General features: G+C 63.4%; 19 protein-coding genes. 9 read left to right on the forward strand and 10 right to left on the reverse strand.

Annotated elements, in window-relative coordinates:
* Positions 1–43: 43 nt before the first annotated feature.
* Both BJI47_RS13330 and BJI47_RS13335 read left to right on the forward strand, forming a co-directional pair.
* A complete protein-coding gene (locus tag BJI47_RS13330) occupies positions 44–1,837 on the forward strand; it encodes a hypothetical protein (RefSeq protein ID WP_088944165.1) in 1,794 nt (597 codons plus the stop codon).
* A gap of 67 nt (positions 1,838–1,904) precedes the next feature.
* A complete protein-coding gene (locus BJI47_RS13335) occupies positions 1,905–2,426 on the forward strand; it encodes a class F sortase (protein WP_254900583.1) in 522 nt (173 codons plus the stop codon).
* 9 nt (positions 2,427–2,435) lie between these two features.
* Here BJI47_RS13335 and pyrE read toward each other — a convergent pair whose 3' ends face one another.
* From pyrE to BJI47_RS13375, 8 genes are all read right to left on the reverse strand, one after another.
* A complete protein-coding gene (pyrE, locus tag BJI47_RS13340; protein WP_084345867.1) occupies positions 2,436–2,984 on the reverse strand; it encodes an orotate phosphoribosyltransferase in 549 nt (182 codons plus the stop codon).
* A 64-nt stretch (positions 2,985–3,048) separates the two neighbouring features.
* Positions 3,049–3,624 (reverse strand): LemA family protein, encoded by a 576-nt coding sequence (locus BJI47_RS13345; RefSeq protein WP_088944166.1) that lies wholly within the window; start codon positions 3,622–3,624, stop codon positions 3,049–3,051.
* A gap of 61 nt (positions 3,625–3,685) precedes the next feature.
* Positions 3,686–4,474, reverse strand: a complete 789-nt coding sequence (locus BJI47_RS13350) for an SDR family oxidoreductase (RefSeq protein WP_176224853.1) — start codon at positions 4,472–4,474, stop codon at positions 3,686–3,688.
* 103 nt (positions 4,475–4,577) lie between these two features.
* The gene (locus tag BJI47_RS13355; protein WP_088944168.1) at positions 4,578–5,441 is read right to left on the reverse strand and encodes a hypothetical protein; all 864 of its coding nucleotides are present in this window, start codon (positions 5,439–5,441) and stop codon (positions 4,578–4,580) included.
* Between the two features lie 67 nt (positions 5,442–5,508).
* Positions 5,509–6,549, reverse strand: a complete 1,041-nt coding sequence (locus BJI47_RS13360; RefSeq protein WP_254900584.1) for a DUF5666 domain-containing protein — start codon at positions 6,547–6,549, stop codon at positions 5,509–5,511.
* A gap of 76 nt (positions 6,550–6,625) precedes the next feature.
* A complete protein-coding gene (gene clpB / locus BJI47_RS13365) occupies positions 6,626–9,172 on the reverse strand; it encodes an ATP-dependent chaperone ClpB (protein ID WP_088944170.1) in 2,547 nt (848 codons plus the stop codon).
* A gap of 97 nt (positions 9,173–9,269) precedes the next feature.
* Entirely contained in the window at positions 9,270–9,893 is a 624-nt protein-coding gene (locus BJI47_RS13370; protein WP_088944171.1) for a response regulator transcription factor, read from the reverse strand.
* Positions 9,890–11,074, reverse strand: coding sequence for a sensor histidine kinase (locus BJI47_RS13375; RefSeq protein WP_176224844.1), 1,185 nt, complete (start codon positions 11,072–11,074; stop codon positions 9,890–9,892). Before BJI47_RS13375 ends, BJI47_RS13370 begins: the two co-directional genes overlap by 4 nt.
* Positions 11,075–11,258: 184 nt before the next feature.
* On the opposite strand from BJI47_RS13375, the gene BJI47_RS13380 reads away from it, so the two are divergent.
* From BJI47_RS13380 to BJI47_RS13390, 3 genes are all read left to right on the forward strand, one after another.
* A complete protein-coding gene (locus BJI47_RS13380) occupies positions 11,259–12,344 on the forward strand; it encodes an ABC transporter permease (protein ID WP_088944266.1) in 1,086 nt (361 codons plus the stop codon).
* Positions 12,341–13,027 (forward strand): ABC transporter ATP-binding protein, encoded by a 687-nt coding sequence (locus tag BJI47_RS13385; RefSeq protein WP_088944172.1) that lies wholly within the window; start codon positions 12,341–12,343, stop codon positions 13,025–13,027. Before BJI47_RS13380 ends, BJI47_RS13385 begins: the two co-directional genes overlap by 4 nt.
* 73 nt (positions 13,028–13,100) lie before the next feature.
* Positions 13,101–14,264 carry an FAD-binding oxidoreductase gene (locus BJI47_RS13390; protein ID WP_125458731.1) on the forward strand — a complete coding sequence of 388 codons (1,164 nt, stop codon included), beginning with the start codon at positions 13,101–13,103 and terminating at the stop codon, positions 14,262–14,264.
* Here BJI47_RS13390 and BJI47_RS13395 read toward each other — a convergent pair.
* A complete protein-coding gene (locus BJI47_RS13395; protein ID WP_088944174.1) occupies positions 14,148–14,510 on the reverse strand; it encodes a hypothetical protein in 363 nt (120 codons plus the stop codon). The genes BJI47_RS13390 and BJI47_RS13395 overlap by 117 nt on opposite strands.
* An 11-nt stretch (positions 14,511–14,521) precedes the next feature.
* On the reverse strand, positions 14,522–15,562 hold the full coding sequence (locus BJI47_RS13400; protein ID WP_088944175.1) for an LLM class F420-dependent oxidoreductase: 1,041 nt from the start codon (positions 15,560–15,562) through the stop codon (positions 14,522–14,524).
* Positions 15,563–15,629: 67 nt separating this feature from the next.
* On the opposite strand from BJI47_RS13400, the gene BJI47_RS13405 reads away from it, so the two are divergent.
* Genes BJI47_RS13405 through BJI47_RS13420 form a run of 4 tightly spaced genes read left to right on the forward strand, consistent with a single transcriptional unit; the run spans position 15,630 to position 19,680 of the window.
* Positions 15,630–16,592 carry a Zn-ribbon domain-containing OB-fold protein gene (locus BJI47_RS13405; RefSeq protein WP_088944176.1) on the forward strand — a complete coding sequence of 321 codons (963 nt, stop codon included), beginning with the start codon at positions 15,630–15,632 and terminating at the stop codon, positions 16,590–16,592.
* Positions 16,593–16,603: 11 nt separating this feature from the next.
* Positions 16,604–17,653 (forward strand): thiolase domain-containing protein, encoded by a 1,050-nt coding sequence (locus tag BJI47_RS13410; RefSeq protein ID WP_088944177.1) that lies wholly within the window; start codon positions 16,604–16,606, stop codon positions 17,651–17,653.
* Entirely contained in the window at positions 17,654–18,823 is a 1,170-nt protein-coding gene (locus BJI47_RS13415) for a thiolase domain-containing protein (protein ID WP_088944178.1), read from the forward strand.
* A complete protein-coding gene (locus tag BJI47_RS13420; protein ID WP_088944179.1) occupies positions 18,820–19,680 on the forward strand; it encodes a TIGR03619 family F420-dependent LLM class oxidoreductase in 861 nt (286 codons plus the stop codon). Before BJI47_RS13415 ends, BJI47_RS13420 begins: the two co-directional genes overlap by 4 nt.
* Positions 19,681–19,690: the final 10 nt, after the last annotated feature.

Here is a 19,690-nt window from a genome sequence, read left to right on the forward strand (position 1 = left end):
GTAAAGCGGCTCATACCGCTACCGACTGAAGGGCTCCACATACATGTCGCACAAATCGATCTCTCGGTCTCGCCGTGCCCGCATCGCCGCAGCCGGCGCGGTGGTCGCGATGTCGTTGACGGTCGCCGCACCGGGCATCGCCTACGCGCAGGAACCCACCACGCCGGGGACTTCCACGGAAGAAACAACGCCCAGCGGGGAATCCACCGCAGGTACGGGGGAAGGCGTATCCGAGAGCGTGGTGCCCAACGCCGCCGTTCCTGCAGCCAACGAGGGTGACGCCGCCGAGGTCGGACCGATCGTTCCCCTCGAGGCACCGTCCGCCGAGCGCCCACTGCCTCAGGTCACGGCAGGCGTAGTCATCAACGACGACGGCACCGCGACCATCGACGTCACCGTCGTCCCGCAGCTCTCCGAAGCGGAGAAGAAGGCGCTCGCCGACGCCGAGATCGCCAGCAAGGCCGCCGCGGAAGCCTCCGTCGCCGCCCAGACTCGCTACGACGCGGCCGTCGCCGCAGCAGCAGCCTCGAACACCGCCGCAGCCAAAGCCGAGCTCGATGCCGCAGGCGCCGCACTGAGCGCGACCGACGCGACGAAGGCAGCGGAAGCGGCCAACATTGCCAGCATCGCCGCCTCCGCCGCAGCCACCGCAGCCAAGAACGACAAAGCAACGTTGGATGCCAAGGTTACCGAGACGAAGAACGCCGCTGATAAAGCGAAGACAGAAGCCGCGGCCGCCGAGAAGAAGGCAATCGAACTAGAGGCCGCCGCAGCAGCAGCGGGTGACCCCGACGCCGTCAACGCCGCCGCCGAAGCACGGGCAGAGGCCGACGCGAAAGCAGAAATCGCGTTGACTGCACAAGCCGACTTCGACAAGTCGACGACGGAACTGCGAGAGTCCGTCGCCGCCGTCGAAGAAGCGTTCAAGAAGTTCAACCTCGCGAAGGTCACCGCAGCCGTCCGCGCAGCAGTGGCTACTGCAGCCCGCTCGGCGTCATTGGCCGTCGAAGCCAGAGCAACTGCAGAAGCGTCTGCAGCTGCAGACGCCAGAGCAACAGAACTCGAAGCAGACGCAGCAGCGAGCTCCGACGAGGCTGCTGCCGCGACCAAGGCCGCCGAGGAAGCACGGGCTGCCGCAACCAAGGCAGCTGCAGATCTGAAGACAGCGGAGGCCGCCGCAACCGCTGCAGCCGAAGCTGCCGCGACCGCCGGTGACAACGTCGCCGATCTGGAAGCAAAGGCGACCGCAGCAGCCGCTGCGCTCACCAAGGCAGAGTCCGACGCCACCGCCGCGAACGAGAAATCCGAAGCACTCGCAGCTGCCGCGGCTACCGCTGTCGCCGACGCAAAGACGAAGGCCGAGGCCGTGACCGCAGCGAAGGCCGCGGCTGCTACTGCCAAGACCGCCGCCGAGACCGCGGCCAAGGCCGAAGCTGACCTGAAGAAGAAGGCCGCTGACCTTGCCGCCAGTGGCCCGAAGCTCAGTTTGACCATCAACCTGGGCGGAACCGCCCACGACGAGGTCGACAGCACCAAGATCGACGAGACCACCGTGGTCGTCGACGAGACCGGCATCGAACTCATCGGTGTCTTCAACGAAGACGGTTCCTTCACCGTCGCCGACTACTTCACCACGAACGACCAGGGCGTCATGACGGTTGCCGGCGAACTGCCTGCCGTCGATCTGGCGCTGGGTGATTCAGCCGATTCAGCATCGAGCGGTTCTTCCGACTCCAGCGCTCTGCCGGCGATTCTTGCCGGTGTCGGAGTCGTCGCCGTGGCCGCAGTCGGTGGCGGACTGTACCTGCGTCGCCGCAACGGTGCCGATGCTTCGTAGATCCATCTGGGTTACCACTGCGGCACTGCTCATCGCTGTATCCGGTTGCGCAAGTGACGGTTCCGACGTGAGCAGTCCCAGCAGGGAGTCGGTGGAGGCGCAGATTTCGGCGCCTCCGCCGACTGCCGCGGTCGTCGATCCGGCCCAACCCGACGCCATCGAACTACGCTCTTCCGACGGCGTCACCTACATGAGCAGCCCGGTCAATCCCGACGGACTCTTCCGCGGAGGAGACAGTGGACAGGTACTCAATCCTGTCGACGAGCGACCTGCATGGTGGGCCGAGAGCGGGCTACCGGGAACCGATGCCCAACAGACCGTAGTGGTTGTGGGCCACAACTATTCGAAGAAGGACGCACCGTTCAAGGCACTCGGCGTCGCACAGCCGGGCGACCGAGTGGTACTCGATACCCCCAACGGGGTTCTCGAATACACAGTCGAAAGCGTCGGCCCACTGCCGAAGGGTTCGCTACTGGGCGACAACGACCTTCGTCGCTCGGTGCCCGGGCGGCTCATCCTCGCCAACTGCGACGTGCGCGGCGGCGAACCGACGAACGACAACTTCATCGTGGTCGCTCAGCTGTTGTAGTTTGCGCTCCTACAAACCTAGATCTCCCAGTCCGAGGAGCGAACGGTATTCGAGCCCCTCGGCGGCGATGACGTCGTCGGCACCAGTTGCCCTGTCCACGACGGTGGCAACTCCGACGACCGTCGCACCCGCCTCCCGCAGCGCAGCGACGGCAGTCAGCGGCGAATTGCCGGTGGTTGTGGTGTCTTCCACCACCAACACCCGCTTACCGACGATGTCGGGTCCTTCGATCTGGCGCTGCATGCCGTGCGCCTTCGCGGCCTTCCGCACGACGAACGCGTCGATCGGGCGGCCCGGCGCGTGCATGACTGCGAACGCAACGGGATCGGCGCCCATCGTCAACCCGCCGACCGAGTCGAAATCCCAGTCCGCGACGAGTTCACGCATCAACGACCCGATCAGCGCACTCGCGCGGTGATGGAGCGTCGCACGGCGGAGGTCGACGTAGTAGTCGGCCTCTTTCCCCGAGGACAACGTCACCTTGCCGTGGACGATGGCAAGTTCACGTACGAGCCCGGCCAGTTCGGCCCGCTCGGCATTGTCGGCGCTGATGGCCATGAAGAAACCCCTTCGGTCGTCTCCGAAGAATCTACCGACTCCGCCTCCATCGATCGACAGAGGATCAGGCAAGCTGCGCGGGCAAGTCTTCCGGTTGCTCACCGGCCGACGCGGCATGCTCGACGAACGGTTCCGGATCCAGCACCTTCAACGCTTTCGCTACCAACTTCGACGGAAAAGTCGTACGCGCCAGCGAGAGTCGATATGCGTTGTCGTTGTACACCCGCACTGCGCCTGCGATCCGCTTCTCGGTCGTCTCCAGATCCCCGGCGGGACCTTGGAAGGCCCAATTGGTCTTGAGCGTGGGATGCATGTCCGATTCCGCGAGCACCGAGTGCACTGCCGCGGACAGCGCATTCTCCGCGGCAGCCTGTGCGTTGAGACTCAGTTCGCGCTCACGGACCGCTTTGGACCACGATCGAGCACCGACCAAGGCCCGGACTGTTTTCGGATCGAGCCCCGAGGACTCGACGGCCGCGATGAACGGCTCCAGCTGAACGTGACGGCGATCGAGTTCGACGGTCACGAGATGTCGACTCGCAGCGGTACGCGATATATAGCGTCGAACCCGCCGTTCGAGGCTCGCCGTGTAGGCAAGGAGAACGAGTACGAGGATCGCAAGAACCACGAAAACAGTCACGAGGTATGAATTTATCGGTGTTCGGCCCGACACGCCCGCAGGCTCGCCCGCGCCGCGCCAATTAGGTCCGCCCGCGTCCTCGCCCGACAAGGTTGGTCAGCTTCCGGACCGCACTTTTGGGCACCTTGCTGCCGACGGCCGTCAGTACTTTGTACTGTGCGCCAGGAATGCTGATGACCTTGCCTTTGTCCAGATCCTTCATCGAGGTCTGCACTACCTGCTCGACGTTCAACCACATGAAGCTCGGGATCGAGGACATTTCGATACCCGCCCGCTGATGGAACTCGGTCTTGATGAAACCAGGGCACAGCGCTTGGATCTGAACGCCGGTGCCGGCGAGACCACCGGACAATCCTTCGGAGAACGAGATGACGTATGCCTTCGACGCCGAGTAGGTGGAGCCTCGCCCGGCCAACAAGCCGGCCACACTCGCAACGTTGATCACTGTGCCCTTGGCCGCGGCGACCATCGACGGGAGCGCTGCTCGGGTGAAGAGCATGACGGCGGTGACATTGACATCCAACTGCGACTGCAGCAGGTCCGGGTCCGCGGTCCAGAATTCGCCGGAGGTACCGAAGCCCGCGTTGTTGACCAGATACTCGACGCCCAGTTCCAAACGCGCGATCACAGTTTCGCGTCCGGCGGAGGTGGCCAGATCCACGGCGATGATCTCCGAGTTCGCACCGAATCCGACGCGCAGATCGTCGGCGAGGGCTCGCAGCTTCAACTCGTTGCGAGCGACGAGCACGAGGTCGTAGCCGCGCGACGCCAGATGGCGCGCGAATTCACCACCGAGTCCCGAAGTGGGACCGGTGACGAGCGCGACGGGGCGCGATGCGGGTGCGGACATAGGTTCGATCGACTCAGCGGTCATAGACGTGAAGGCTATCTGCTCGAGGACGCTTGATGGCGTCTTGAAGGAACCAGGCGTCGTTCCGATCGATCATTGCCCCTCAGGACTCGCGTCGGCGCCGTTCCGCGTCGCGATTGATCGGGGTCGGGCCACTCGGGCGTCGCGGCGGGTCCACGGGTGCGGATACGGGCGGGCGCGGAGCCTGCCGGGCGGCGGGTGCGGGCGCGGGTGCCTGCCGGGCGGCGGGCGCGGGTGCCTGCCGGGCGGCGGGTGCGGGTGCCTGCGGCCGGTTCGGCGCATGCCCGGCTGCGTCGACGTCGGGGCGGCGACGCGGCACGTCGGTTCGGGGGGCCGCAGGGCGGTTCCGGACGGGTGGCAGTACGTGGAGAAGTCCCGACAGTCTGGCCACCGCGTCGATAGCGGCGTCCCAATCGCGACCCGTGCTGCTCAGCGGCACCGACCCCAGTGCCCATTCGCTTTCGCTCCACAGCAACGACACATGCGCCGGAACCGACTCGGTGAAGGCCGCCATGCGCTGATCGCAGACCCGGCGAGCGATTTCGATATCGGTGGCGAATACGACGCGTGGACCGATCGCCCCGAGCAGTTCCATGTCTTTCTCACGCGGAGGCGGGGTCGATTTGAGACGAAGATCGATATCGACGTCGGACCCGACGGGACGCTTGACCGCCACGATGGTCGAGGTCTCCTCGACGTCGAACAGCACGAACTTCTCACCCCTGCGGACGCCTCGGACGACGTCGAGAGCAATCGCATCGTCGAGCTTGGCCAGCGCTGCCCGATGGAAATGCGAGATCAGTTGATCATCCGTCGGGGCGTAGGTATAGCCCTGGGCCTTCGCCCATATCTGTCGAACTCGCCCCAGCTGGTCGCGGCGCGATCGATCGACATAGAGAAGGGCGACCGCACCCGCGAGCGCGATCACTGCTAGTCCGAACCACATAACCGTCATCGGTGATCACCTTATAGCGTGCTGGTTGGGGTGCCTGCGTCGATGGAGCCGAGAGGGTTCAACCACCGAATTTGGGCACTTCGATGATGACCTCGGCCGTGATGGAACCGCCTTCGACAGGTGCGCCGTTGACGACGACCAAGGATCCGACCTTCAGATCGGAGAGGTCGAAACCCGAGAGGGAGATGACTTCGGTCTGCGGGGTCGTAGTCACCGTGACCGGAGCGCCGTCGACACCATTGATCGAGATGGTGGTGCCGTCGATCGCGGTGATGGTTCCGACCGCCGCACCGGCCCCACCGAGGATCTCCGGAATCCCACCGGGCACGAGTCCACCTGGCGCTGACGGAACGACGGACGCGCGAGGCGGTGTACTGGGCAGCGGGGCCGAACTCTGGGGAAGCGTCCTGGTGATTCCGGGTGAGGCAGTGACCTCGGAATCCGAGGACCGATTGGTGAGAAAGAGAATCCCCGCGAGCACGACGACAGCAAGGACTGCCAGTGCAAGAAGGGCAACGAGCCACTTGTTGGACGAATCACCGCCGGAACCGCCACCCGAAGACTTGTCTCCCTCGACTGGCGTCTCCCCGGTGTAACCGGGAGGCGGACCATACTGCCCCGGGTTTGCCGCGTACTGCTGGTTTGCCGCGTACTGCTGGTTTGCCGCGTACTGCTGGTTGGGGTCGTACGGGGGCATGGCCTGAGTCGGGTTCGGCTGTTGTGGATACGGCTGCCCGTACCCCTGAGACTGTGACTGTGACTGTGGAAAGCCGAACTGCTGAGTAAGCTGATCCGGATACGGCTGACCTGTCGGATAAGGCTGTGTACCCGGGTAGGGCTGGCCAGTTGGATAAGGCTCACCAGTTGGGTAGGGCTGGCCAGTTGGGTAGGGCTGGCCAGTTGGGTAGGGCTGGCCAGGTGGATAAGGCTGGGAGTCCGGGTACTGCTGATACTGCTGACCACCCGGGCTCTGCTGGGGTTGCCAGACCTCGGTGGGCTGGTCGTTCTCGGATCCCTCGGGCGGCGGGTTCGCAGTGCCATCTGCCCAGGACCGATCGCTGCCCTGAGGCCGATCACGCGGCTCATCCGGATTCGTCATGTTCACGAGGGTACGTCCGAAGTAGGGCCCACCGAAAAGTATCCGGTGGGCCCTACTTCCATCAGCGGAGCGTTCGTCAGCTCAGAACCAGCTGATCCCCGTCGGGAGAAACGTCCACCGAGACGGCATCGCCGTCGCGAACCTTGCCCGCCAACAGCAGCTTGGCAAGCTGATCGCCGATTGCCTGCTGGGTCAGCCTGCGCAGTGGACGAGCCCCGTACAAGGGGTCGTAGCCGCGCGACGCCAACCACATCTTCGCCGCCGAGGAGACCTCGAGCGTCAGCCGTCGAGCAGCAAGACGCTTGGCCAATTGGCCGAGCTGGATGTCGACGATCGACTCGAGCTGTTCCTCGGACAATGCGTCGAACACGACGACGTCGTCGAGGCGGTTGACGAACTCCGGCTTGAAGGCCCGACGGACCGCATCCATGACCTGATCCTTGTCACCGCCTGCCCCGAGGTTCGAGGTGAGGATCAAGATGGTGTTGCGGAAGTCGACGGTGCGGCCCTGGCCGTCGGTCAATCTGCCCTCGTCGAGCACGGCGAGCAGGATGTCGAAAACGTCCGGGTGCGCCTTCTCGACCTCGTCGAACAGTACGACGGTGTATGGACGCCTGCGGACTGCTTCGGTGAGCTGCCCGCCTGCTTCGTACCCGACGTAGCCGGGAGGTGCACCGACCAATCGCGCTACTGCGTGCTTCTCGCTGTACTCGCTCATGTCGATGCGAACCATTGCGCGTTCGTCGTCGAACAGGAAGTCCGCGAGCGCTTTCGCGAGCTCGGTCTTACCGACGCCGGTCGGACCGAGGAACAGGAACGATCCTGTCGGACGGTTCGGATCGGCGACCCCGGCGCGTGCTCGGCGGACCGCGTCGGACACCGCTTGGACGGCATCCTTCTGGCCGACGACGCGCTTGCCCAGCTCGTCTTCCATGCGCAGCAACTTCGCCGTCTCCCCCTCGAGCATCCGGCCTGCGGGAATTCCGGTCCAGACCGCGACGACATCGGCGACGTCGTCCGGGCCGACCTCTTCCTTGAGCATGAGCCCTTCCTGAGCGGGCGTCGACTCGGTCTTGGCTGCGAGCTCCTTCTCGAGAGTCGGGATCCGGCCGTAACGCAGTTCCGCGGCTTTGCCGAGGTCGCCGTCGCGCTCGGCGCGTTCGGATTCACCGCGTAGGTTCTCGAGCTCTTCTTTGAGAACACGCACGGAGTCGATGGCCGTCTTCTCGTTCTGCCAGCGGGTGCTCAACTGGTTGAGCTTCTCCTGGGAGTCCGCCAACTCGGCGCGCAGCTTCTCGAGCCGAGCTTTCGACGCATCGTCGGTCTCCTTCTCGAGTGCCATCTCTTCGATCTCGAGCCGACGAACCGACCGCTCCACCTCGTCGATTTCGACGGGCCGTGAGTCGATTTCCATGCGGAGCCTCGACGCGGCCTCGTCGACCAGGTCGATCGCCTTGTCCGGTAGGAACCGTGCTGTGATGTAGCGGTCGCTCAGTGTGGCAGCAGCAACGAGCGCCGAGTCGGTGATGCGGACGCCGTGGTGCACCTCGTACCGTTCCTTGAGTCCACGCAGAATTCCGACGGTGTCCTCGACCGAGGGTTCGCCGACGTAGACCTGCTGGAATCGCCGTTCGAGGGCGGCATCCTTCTCGATGTACTTGCGGTACTCCTCGAGTGTCGTGGCTCCCACGAGTCGCAGTTCACCGCGGGCGAGCATCGGCTTGATCATGTTGCCGGCGTCCATTGCCGACTCACCGCTCGCGCCTGCGCCGACGATGGTGTGCAGCTCGTCGATGAAGGTGATGATCTGTCCAGCGGAGTTCTTGATGTCGTCGAGTACGGCCTTGAGCCGCTCCTCGAACTCACCGCGGAACTTGGCGCCCGCGACCATCGAGCCGAGGTCGAGCGAGACCACGGTCTTACCTTTCAGGCTTTCCGGCACGTCACCGGCGATGATCCGCTGCGCAAGTCCCTCCACTATGGCTGTCTTGCCGACACCGGGCTCGCCGATGAGAACTGGATTGTTCTTGGTACGACGCGAGAGGACCTGTACGACGCGCCTGATCTCGGTGTCGCGGCCGATGACCGGATCGAGCTTGCCTTCGCGAGCCTGAGCCGTCAGATCGGTGCTGTACTTTTCGAGGGCTTGGTATGTGCTCTCGGGATCGGCGCTGGTGACGCGGGCACTCCCTCGGACAGCTTGGAATGCGTCGCGTAGCTCGTTGGCGCCTGCACCGAGTCCGGTGAGGAGGTTGGCGACGTCGGAACTACCTGTTGCGAGGCCGACCATCAGATGTTCGGTGGAGACGTACTCGTCGTCCAGTTCGGTAGCCAGCGCTTGCGCTGCAGTGATGGCTGCAAGAGCCTCACGTCCGAGCTGAGGAGTGGTTGTCGACCCTGTCGCGGAGGGCAAGCGGTCGACCAATTTTTGCGCTTCGGTACGCACCGCAATCGGGTCGACACCGACGGCCTTCAACAAGGGCGATGCGATGCCGTCCGTTTGGTCCAGCAACGCCACCAACAAATGCGACGGGCGAATATCCGGGTTTCCCGCTGCGGACGCGGCTTGCAAAGCTGCGCTGAGCGCGGCCTGCGTTTTCGTTGTGGGGGTGAAGCTGTCCACCGGTCACCTACTTTCTCGACTGAGCGTTTCGTGTGTCGCTGGATGTAACACTACTCAAGTTGAGTCTGTTCCGCTCAAGTTCGCACAAGTGGCTCTGTCAGCGTCGCATCAGCCCACGAGAAGTCGCGGCGGCAACCGCCGAGGTCCGCGAATCCACGCCCAACTTGGTGTAGATGTGCGCGAGGTGGGACTTGACGGTGGCTTGGCTCAAGAACAGTTGCTGACTGATCTGCAGGTTGGAGAGGCCCTCTGCCACCAACCCCAGTACCTCGATCTCCCGCAGAGTCAGCGCGTTGTCCGGCGTCCTCATCCGGTCCATCAGCCGCGAGGCGATCGAGGGTGCGAGCGCGGACTTGCCCGAAGCCGCAGTGCGAACCGCAGCCGCGAGCTCCTCCGGGGGTGCATCCTTCAGCAGATAGCCTGCTGCCCCGGCCTCGATGGCGGCAAGGATGTCCGCGTCGGTGTCGTAGGTCGTCAGCACCAACACGTGCGGCCCGTCCGGACGAGCACTGATCACCGCGATAGCTTCGGCACCGTTCATTCCGGGACCGAACTGCAGGTCCATCAGCACGACGTCGACATCGAGTTCGGCGGACCGTTCGATCGCTTCCTCGGCGGTCCGAGCCTCGGCGACAACCTGAAAGTCGGGTTCGGTTTCCAATACCGCCCGCAATCCGGCGCGCACAACCGGGTGATCGTCCGCGAGCAGAAGGCGAATCATGCGCGAACCTCCAACGGCAACGTGACCGCGATAGCCGTGCCCTCGCCAGGGGCCGTTTCCACCACCATCGTGCCGTGCAACGAGCGGGCTCGGGCGCGCATCCCCGGTAACCCGAATCCTCGATCCGTGCGAGGAGGAAGCGCATCGGGATCGAAACCCACTCCGTCGTCGACGACATCGAGGGCGACTTCGGTGTCCATGTAGCTCAGCGTCACTGCCACTCGATCGGCTTGACTGTGCTGAACCGCGTTGGCGAGTGCAGATTGTGCGATCCGGAGTAATGCGACCTCGTGCGCGATCGGCAATGGAACCGGAGTGCCCGACAATGTCCAATCGACGACCGGCCCACCGGCATGAAAGGCATTGGCGCACAGACGTTCCAAGGCTGCAGAGAGCGAACTGTTCTCGAGGTCGGGTGGAGTGAGGGCTCGAACGAAACGCCGGGCTTCCTCCAAATTGCTCACTGCCGTCTCCCGGGCATGGACGACGTGTTCTCGCGCTTCGTCCGGCCGCTCGGGGAGCATTCGTTCCGACGCACGCAGCAGTAACTGAATACTCGACAGGCCCTGCGCCAAGGTGTCGTGGATTTCGCGGGCAAGACGCTCACGCTCTGCGAGGGCCCCTGCCGCATGCTCGGCCGCCGCCAGTTCTCCGCGGGTCGCAGTGAGCTCCTCGATGAGCCTGCGCCGCTGTTCGCTCTCCCGGTAAAGAGCGTCGTACCCGAACACCACCGCAACGGCGACCGTCGCTCCGAGCGCCGGTCCGATGACGACTCCCACAGTGAGTGCACCCTGATGCCAGGAGAAACCGCCGATCGCCGCGATCGTCGTCGCCACGACTGCGGTCAACCCCCATCTGGGGGACAGCAGGTGTAGTTGCAGGAAGTAGAGCGGAAAAGCTACGTACACGGCCTCCGGACTCAACACGAGCAACGCGATCCACAGGACACCTACCACTACCAACCACTGCGCGGCCGCCGATCGCGAGGTCCGCGCCCTCGGCCACAACGCACCTGCTGTGTACACCGCGCCGAGAAGCACCGCGATGACGACGATCGCGACCACGTCCGGCGCATCGCCCAGAACCGCCCGCACGATCGAAAGCGCAACCAATGCGACGAACATCAGATGTAGGCAGCCGCGCAGTACGCGAACGAGTGGGGTGTTCGAAGACGGATCCATAGATACCCCAGCCTATCGAGGTCGACCCCGCAACTGCATCGTCCGAAAGGTGTAGCGGGCCCTCCCCCTAACGGCCTCACCTATGCAGTCTGCCGGTCGATGCCGAACACGCAGGTTCCGACCAGAGTTGAGGTCAGTCACCGAGACCCGATTCGGTGGCATGCAAGGAGAGGCAAAAAAAGCCGTGTTCGTCGCCTGGAGAGATCTACTGTTCGCCAAGGGGCGGTTCGCCCTGATGGGCACCGTCATCATCCTGATCACCATGTTGGTCGGCCTGTTGTCCGGGCTCACCGCAGGGCTCGGGAAGGAAAGCACATCCGCCATCACCGGCCTGTCAGCGGACCGGCTGGCGTTTTCCGAGCCTGCCGCGGGTAAGTCGGTGTCGTTCACCGACTCCACTGTCTCCGAATCCATGTGGCAACAGTGGTCGAGCGTCGACGGCGTCGACCGAGCCGACCCCCTCGGCATCACCACCACCAAGGCCGAGGCCGGTGAGCACAGTGCTGCAATCTCTGCCTTCGGCGTGCAGCAAGGCTCGGCCCTGGCACCCGAATCAGACCGCATAGTTCCCGGAACTGCCGTGTTGTCGACTTCCGCAGCCGACGAGCTCGACGTGAGCACCGGCGACGACTTCCGCCTCGGTGGACAGCGTCTGACCGTCGCGGCGATCGACGGCGACGCCTCCTACAGCCACACCCCGGTGATCTTCATGGACCTGGCCGCATGGCAGACCCTGACCGGCGGCTCGTCGACCGGTCCGCTGTCGGCCACCGTGATCGGTTTGACCACCAGCGGCGACACTGCCGACCTGGCTGCAGCCGACGCGCAGATCGGTACCGACACCGTGACCACGTCCGACGCCAAATCTGCAATCGGTTCCTACACTTCGGAAAATGGTTCGCTCCAGCTGATGCGCGTATTCATGTTCGCAATCTCGGCGCTGGTAATCGGCGCATTCTTCACCGTGTGGACCATCCAGCGCACCGGTGACGTGGCCGTACTCAAAGCCCTCGGCGCGTCCACCGGCTACCTGTTGCGAGATGCGCTCGGCCAAGCGGTCCTACTTCTGACCGCAGGGACGGCGATCGGAACCGCACTCGCTGCCGGCGTCGGAGCCTTGGTCGGCGGGGCAGTCCCGTTCGTACTCGATGTCGGCACGGTGGCACTGCCAGCACTGATCATCATCATTCTCGGCGCGATGGGCGCCGGGCTGTCCATCAACCGCATCACCTCGGTTGACCCCCTTACTGCACTCGGGAGCGCACGATGAGCTTGAACCTGACCGACATCACCCTCACCTACCCTGACGGCGCCGGCCGCCTGACCGCGTTGGACAGCGTCGACTTGACCGTCGAAAAGGGCACGATGACAGCGATCATCGGGCCGTCCGGCTCCGGGAAGTCCAGTCTTCTCGCCGTCGCGGCAACCCTGATCACACCCGACCACGGACACGTCGTCATCGACGGGGTTTCGACCGATTCACTCTCCCGCGGCGATTTGACCACTCTGCGCCGCAACAAGGTCGGCATGGTTTTCCAACAACCGAACCTGCTCCCCTCGTTGACCGCAGTCGAGCAGCTACAGGTCATCGCACACATCAACGGTCACTCTCCGCGGGCGGCGAAAGAAAAGGCGTTGGCGATGCTCGATTCCGTCGGGCTGAGCAAGGAAGCCGACAAGCGACCGAACCAATTGTCGGGTGGTCAACGTCAGCGGGTCAACATCGTCAGAGCCATGATGAACGACCCCGCAGTGTTGCTCGTCGACGAGCCCACCAGTGCGCTGGACCAAGAACGCGGTGCGGCAATCCTGGACCTCATCACCACCCTGACGCACCGCAACGCGACCGCTACAGTGGTCGTCACACACGACCACTCTCATCTATCCGCCATGGACAATGTCGTCGAAATGGTCGACGGAGTTCTGCGGACCACGGTGAAGAGCGGCGCCTGATCGAGTAGAGGTCGACTATCGTCACCTCCGTTCGTCTAGTTTGGTAGGCGGCTACTGGGACGGAGGTTGGTTCATGCAGGACGAGCGAGCTATAGCCCTGATCCGGGCCGGTTTCAAATCGGTGCAAGCCGCCGAGGATGGTCCGGATCGGTTGGCTCGCTCCTTTTTTGCACACCTGTTCGCACAGAATCCGGATTTCCGGACGCTGTTTCCGGTGTCGATGGATCAACTTCGTCGCCATTTCGTTCTCGCTCTGGGCTACATATTCGACAATCTCGACAAACCGGATCGGGCCGAACCGTTTCTGGAGCAACTCGGTCGCGATCACCGAAAGCACGCAATCACCGGCGCCCACTTTCGCGCCGGGCAGTCCGCGCTCATTGCAGCCTTCCGTGGTTTCGTGGGTAACGAGGTGTGGACCGAAGAGGTCGAAGCAGCCTGGACCGACACGCTCGACGAAGTGAGCCGCAGCATGGCGGTAGCCGCGGACAATGACGAGTTGCCGCCGTATTGGGGTGCAACCGTCGTAGAGCATCACCGAGTCCTCGACGATCTGGCAATCATTCGACTGAAGGTCGACGCGCCGATTCCCTACTACCCGGGCCAGTACGTCAGCGTTCGGATTCCGCAACGTCCCAATTTGTGGCGATACCTCTCACCGGCGATTCCGAGCAATCCGCAGGGAGAGATCGAATTTCACGTTCGGCGTGTCTCGGGGGGATGGGTCAGTCCCGCGATGGTCTCCGAGGTGACGGTCGGCGACAGATGGGCAATAAGCCCTCCCCTCGGCGGCATGTCCATCGATCGAAACAGCCCCGAGGACGTGCTGATGATTGCCGGCGGAACCGGGATCGCGCCGCTGCGAGCGCAGATCATGGACATGGCGATGCGCAGCGCCAACCCCCGCGTTCACCTGTTCGTCAGCGGCGTCTACCCGTGCGATCTGTACGACATCGAAACGCTGTGGCAGATTTCGCTGTCGAATCCTTGGTTGACTGTGGTTCCGGTGACCGAGGATTACGAAGACCCATGGTGGCACTCCGGTCCGACGCGTGAACTGCCGTGGGGAATGCACCGGCAACTCTACGGTCAGATCGGCACTGTCGTAACGCAATTCGGCTCATGGGCGGACCGGCAGATTCAGATCTCCGGATCCCCTTCGATGGTGCGTACGACCATGTACGCACTGCGCAGGCACGGTACGCCGATGGAACACGTCCAGCACGATCCGATCTAGCGCGTCGGTGAGTTCGTCGCGGGGCTCGACACCTGCCTCCGGTTGCACGACGACCTTGATCTCTTCACCTGAATCCTCCTGGGGTACACCGAATACCGCGATATCCGCGATCTCGGGGTGATTGACCATCTCGCCGAAACTGCACTCGCCGCCGATCGGATCCACCAAGGCGATTGGATCAGGTTCCTCGGCAGCGAAGTTCCACAATCCACCGTTGCGAGTCTGCGTATCGGTGTCGACGGTCATGGCCCTCAAATCTAGAACGCGTTCTTCCCCTTGAGCAAGGCCCCGAGTTCATATACTCGATCTGCAGTATCTGCGGTCACCAGAAGCATCGTGACGCCCGCATCCTCCCACCGCTTCACCTCTTCGCGGACGAAATCGGCATTTCCGATGATCATCGTTTCGGCAACCATTTCATCGGGCACCGTCGCTGCGGCCTCGTCCTTACGCCCGGACTGATAGAGCTTGCCGATTTCGGCTACTTCGCGGTCGTAGCCCATGCGGTTGTACACCTGGGCGTGAAAGTTCGATTCCGGCGCGCCCATGCCTCCCACGTACAGCGCGATGGTCGGTTTGAGCCGCGCGATGGTGGCAGCCCGATCGTCGGTGAGCACTACCTGGCAGGTGGCAGCAACTTCGAAATCGGCCCGGCTGCGGCGCGCGCCCGGGCGTGCGAACCCCTTGTCGAGCCACCCGTTGTACATCGATGCGAGCCTCGGCGAATAGTAGATTGCCAGCCAGCCGTCGGCGATTTCGGCGGCGAGGGCAACATTCTTGGGACCTTCCGCACCCAGCCAGATCGGCAGATCCGCGCGCAGCGGATGCGTGATCGGCTTGAGTGGCTTACCCATTCCTGTTCCGTCCACCGGCAGCGGATAATGTGGCCCGGCACTGGTTACCGGGGCTTCGCGGGCGAGAACCTGCCGCACGATGTCGACGTATTCCCGCGTACGAGCGAGGGGTTTGGAGAACGGCTGCCCATACCAGCCCTCGACGACCTGGGGGCCCGAGACACCTAGGCCCAGGATCGCCCGCCCTCCGCTCAAGTGGTCCAGCGTCAGGGCGTGCATGGCGCAATTCGTCGGTGTACGAGCGGATAACTGAGCAACCGAAGTACCGAGCTGCACCGATTCCGTCCGTGCACCCCACCACGCCAACGGAGTGAACGCGTCCGACCCCCAGGATTCGGCGGCGAAGATGGCGTCGAAGCCGGCAGCCTCGGCCGCGTCGACGAGTCCTCCCGTGCCGGTCGGCGGCTGCGCACCCCAGTATCCGAGCTGTAATCCGAGCTTCATTCGCGAGCCTTCCCGTAGCGCGGTCTTGCCACCATAATGAGAACCTGTTCTACTGAAAAATGTGACTATGGTGAGTACACCACTCAGCGCGCCCTTGAACAACGCCTTCGACTACACCCGCTCTGTCGGGCCGACGATCGGGGCATTTTTGACGGGCCTGCGCCGCAAGCAAATTATCGGCGGACGAGGAAGCGACGGGCGGGTATACGTACCCCCACCCGAATACGACTCCCTTACAAAAGAACCCGTTACCGACTTCGTCGACGTCGGTTCCACCGGCACCGTAACTTCTTGGTCCTGGGTAGCGACTCCGTTCGACGATCACCCTCTCGATCACCCTTTCGCCTTCGCGTTGATCCAGCTCGACGGCGCCGACACCTCACTCCTTCATGCCGTCGACGCAGAGTCCTCGGATCGGATGTCCACCGGCATGCGCGTCCAGCCGCGATGGGCGCAGGACCGCACCGGCGACATTCACGACGTCGTGTGCTTCGAACCTGCGGATCGAGCAGAGGAATCCGGACCGGAACCCGAGGGTGAATCCGGGGAACCCGTCGAGATGATCACCACCCCTGTCCGACTCGAGTACACCCACACTGCCTCGGCCGAGGAAAGCTACTACCTCCGTGGTCTCGCCGAAGGGCGCTTCATCGGGGGCCGAACAGATTCCGAGGGCAAGGTGTACGTCCCTCCGCGTGGCGCAAGCCCGACGGATGGGCGTCCGACGACGGAGAAGGTCGAACTACCCGATCACGGCGTCATGACGACCTACTGCATCGTCAATGTGCCGTTCAAGGGCCAGAAGATCAAGCCCCCGTACATTGCGGCATATGTGCTGCTCGACGGTGCCGACATTCCGTTTCAGCATTTGATTCTCGAATGCGATCCGGCTGAGGTCCGAATGGGAATGCGGGTCGAGGCCAAGTGGAAGCCGCGCGAGGAATGGGGTTACACGCTCGAGAACATCGAGTATTTCCGGCCGACGGGTGAGCCCGACGCCGAGTACGACACCTACAAGCACCACCTCTGAGGGGCGAGAGCATGACCGATATCGCAGTGGTGGGCTTCGCACAGGCACCGAATGTCGCGCAGACGGCGGGTACCACCAACGGCGTCGAGATGCTGGTTCCATGTTTCCAGCAGCTGTATGCCGAGTTGGGAATCACGAAGTCCGACATCGAATTCTGGTGCTCGGGGTCTTCCGACTACCTGGCCGGACGGGCCTTTTCCTTCATTTCCGCGATCGACGCCATCGGTGCGGTCCCACCGATCAACGAGTCTCACGTCGAGATGGATGCGGCATGGGCACTGTACGAGGCCTGGATCAAACTGATGACGGGCGAGGTCGAGACAGCTCTGGTGTACGGCTTCGGAAAGTCGTCGGCGGGAACTCTGGCGAAAATTCTTGCGATGCAACTCGATCCCTACCTAGTCGCTCCGCTGTGGCCGGATTCGCTGTCCATTGCCGGCCTGCAGGCGCGCGCCGGGATCGACGCCGGGAAGTGGGACGCGCGAGCAATGGCCGAGGTCGCCGTCCGCAATCGTGCAAACGCGCATCCGGTGGCACAGTTGTCCGGCAACCTCGACATCGAAAAATTGCTGCAGACGGACTACATCGCCGATCCCCTACGCGCACACGATTGCGCGCCGGTGACCGATGGTGCGTCGGCGATCGTGCTCGCTGCGGGTGATCGTGCGCGTTCTCTCCGCGAAAACCCCGCGTGGATAAGCGGAATCGAGCATCTGATCGACTCACCGAACTTCGGCGCAAGGGATCTGACGACCGCCCCCTCGGCATACAACGCCGCGGTGAAAGCGTCGGGCGGCGATCTTGCCGGAATCGAACTGGCCGAACTGCACGCACCGTTCACCCATCAGGAATTGATTCTCTCCGACTGGCTCCCCGATACCGCGACGATCAATCCCTCCGGTGGCACGTTGGTGGGGAACCCGATGTTCTCCGCCGGACTCGAGCGAATCGGCCATGCGGCGTCGAGGATCTTCGACGGCAGTGCCGGTCGGGTTCTCGCGCATGCAACGAGCGGCCCACTGCTACAACAGAACTTGGTCGCCGTCATGGAGGGAAGATAAGTGAGCAAGCAACCCGCTGCGGTATTGGGTACCGGCCAGACTCACTATGTCGCCAAGCGACACGACGTCTCGATGTCCGGACTCGTCCGCGAGGCGATCGACCGTGCGATGATCGACGCCGAAGTGTCGTGGGACGACATCGATGCGGTCGTCATCGGCAAGGCACCTGACCTGTTCGAAGGCGTCATGATGCCCGAGTTGTTCATGGCCGACGCTATCGGCGCCACCGGAAAGCCACTCCTGCGCGTCCACACTGCCGGCTCGGTAGGTGGCTCGACGGCCATCGTGGCGTCGTCGTTGGTGCAGTCGGGCGTACACAAACGTGTTCTCGCCGTAGCTTGGGAGAAGCAATCGGAGAGCAATGCCATGTGGGCCTTGTCGATTCCGGTGCCGTTCAACATGCCCGTCGGTGCGGGCGCCGGTGGATATTTTGCGCCGCACATCCGCTCGTACATTCGCCGTTCGAATGCACCCGAGCACATCGGCGCGATGGTGGCGGTGAAGGACCGGCTCAACGGGAGCCGGAATCCCTACGCGCACCTCAAGCACCCGGACATCACCCTCGAGTCGGTTCAGGCATCACAGATGTTGTGGGACCCGATCCGTTACGACGAGACGTGCCCGTCGTCCGATGGGGCCTGCGCGGTGGTGATCGGCGACGAGGCTACTGCCCACGCACGCGAGGCGGACGGTAAGAAGGTCGCCTGGATCCACGCTACGTCGATGCGCACCGAGCCGACGACGTTCGCCGGGCGCGACCAGGTCAATCCGCAGGCGGGCCGGGATGCGGCTGCGGCACTGTGGAAAGCAGCGGGAATCACCGATCCTCTCGAAGAGATCGACGTCGCTGAAATCTATGTTCCGTTCTCGTGGTTCGAACCGATGTGGCTCGAGAACCTCGGATTCGTGCCGGAGGGTCAGGGATGGAAACTGACCGAAGCAGGCGACACGGCCATGGGCGGCAAGCTCCCGGTCAACTGCTCCGGCGGCGTTCTGTCGTCCAACCCCATTGGGGCGTCGGGAATGATCAGGTTTGCCGAGGCTGCAATGCAGGTTATGCACCGCGCGGGCGACCACCAGGTGGACAATGCCAAGAAAGCCCTCGGCCACGCCTACGGCGGAGGGTCCCAATATTTCTCGATGTGGGTCGTAGGGAGCGAACAGCTATGAAGTACACGGTCGGTATTGCAATGACACCGCTACACGAACTGCCGACACTGGCGAAGACGGCCGAGGAGTGCGGGTTTTCTTCGATCGCGCTGCCGGATTCGCTGTTCTACATGGAAACCCAGTCGACGGACTATCCGTACACACCTGATGGCACACGAATGTGGAATGCCGAGACCCCCTGGGTCGATCCGCTCATCGCGGCGGCAGCGATGGGTGCAGTGACCTCGACTATCGGGTTCTATACCCAGGTCCTCAAGCTCGGGTCTCGCAATCCGGTTCTGCTTGCCCGCCAGGTAGGTTCGGTTGCTGCATTGACCGACAATCGATTCGGCTTCGGCGTTGGGATCGGCTGGGCTCCAGAGGAATTCGAATGGTGCGGGGCACCGTATGCCAAGCGCGGCAAACGCGTCGACGAGATGATCGAGGTCATCAAGGCGATCCTCGGCGGCGGCATGGTTGAGTACCACGGCGAGTTCTTCGATTTCGACAAGCTTCAGATGAGTCCGGCACCGACGAAGCCGGTTCCGTTCTATGTCGGCGGGCACACCGATGTGGCGCTACGGCGTGCCGCTCGGGTGGGCGACGGGTGGACCTCGGCGATGATCAAGTTCGACGATCTGGTCACCGTCATCGCCCGGTTGCGAGAACTGCGCGAGGAGTACGGCACCGCTGACAAGCCTTTCGAGATCCAGACCGTGTGCGTCGACCGCTTCGGTAAGGACGGTTACGCCGAACTCGAAGACGCCGGTGTCACCGACGTCATCTCGGTGCCTTGGATATTCGACGGCATCGGATTCGACGGTCCACTGGAAGCGAAGCAGGACTCGCTTCGGAAGTTCGCGGAGAAGTTCATTTAGACGCCCTACA

Source organism: Rhodococcus sp. 1168 (assembly GCF_002091955.1).
Classification (GTDB): Bacteria; Actinomycetota; Actinomycetes; order Mycobacteriales; family Mycobacteriaceae; genus Rhodococcoides.

Coding starts and splice junctions, on each gene's coding strand:
- BJI47_RS13330 (WP_088944165.1), top strand. CDS start 44: ATGTCGCACAAATCGATCTCTCGGTCTCGCCGTGCCCGCATCGCCGCA.
- BJI47_RS13405 (WP_088944176.1), top strand. CDS start 15,630: ATGGTGAGTACACCACTCAGCGCGCCCTTGAACAACGCCTTCGACTAC.
- BJI47_RS13355 (WP_088944168.1), bottom strand. CDS start 5,441: ATGTGGTTCGGACTAGCAGTGATCGCGCTCGCGGGTGCGGTCGCCCTT.
- BJI47_RS13360 (WP_254900584.1), bottom strand. CDS start 6,549: ATGACGAATCCGGATGAGCCGCGTGATCGGCCTCAGGGCAGCGATCGG.
- BJI47_RS13385 (WP_088944172.1), top strand. CDS start 12,341: ATGAGCTTGAACCTGACCGACATCACCCTCACCTACCCTGACGGCGCC.
- BJI47_RS13350 (WP_176224853.1), bottom strand. CDS start 4,474: ATGTCCGCACCCGCATCGCGCCCCGTCGCGCTCGTCACCGGTCCCACT.
- BJI47_RS13375 (WP_176224844.1), bottom strand. CDS start 11,074: ATGGATCCGTCTTCGAACACCCCACTCGTTCGCGTACTGCGCGGCTGC.
- BJI47_RS13420 (WP_088944179.1), top strand. CDS start 18,820: ATGAAGTACACGGTCGGTATTGCAATGACACCGCTACACGAACTGCCG.
- pyrE (WP_084345867.1), bottom strand. CDS start 2,984: ATGGCCATCAGCGCCGACAATGCCGAGCGGGCCGAACTGGCCGGGCTC.
- BJI47_RS13395 (WP_088944174.1), bottom strand. CDS start 14,510: ATGACCGTCGACACCGATACGCAGACTCGCAACGGTGGATTGTGGAAC.
- BJI47_RS13370 (WP_088944171.1), bottom strand. CDS start 9,893: ATGATTCGCCTTCTGCTCGCGGACGATCACCCGGTTGTGCGCGCCGGA.
- BJI47_RS13410 (WP_088944177.1), top strand. CDS start 16,604: ATGACCGATATCGCAGTGGTGGGCTTCGCACAGGCACCGAATGTCGCG.
- BJI47_RS13390 (WP_125458731.1), top strand. CDS start 13,101: ATGCAGGACGAGCGAGCTATAGCCCTGATCCGGGCCGGTTTCAAATCG.
- BJI47_RS13400 (WP_088944175.1), bottom strand. CDS start 15,562: ATGAAGCTCGGATTACAGCTCGGATACTGGGGTGCGCAGCCGCCGACC.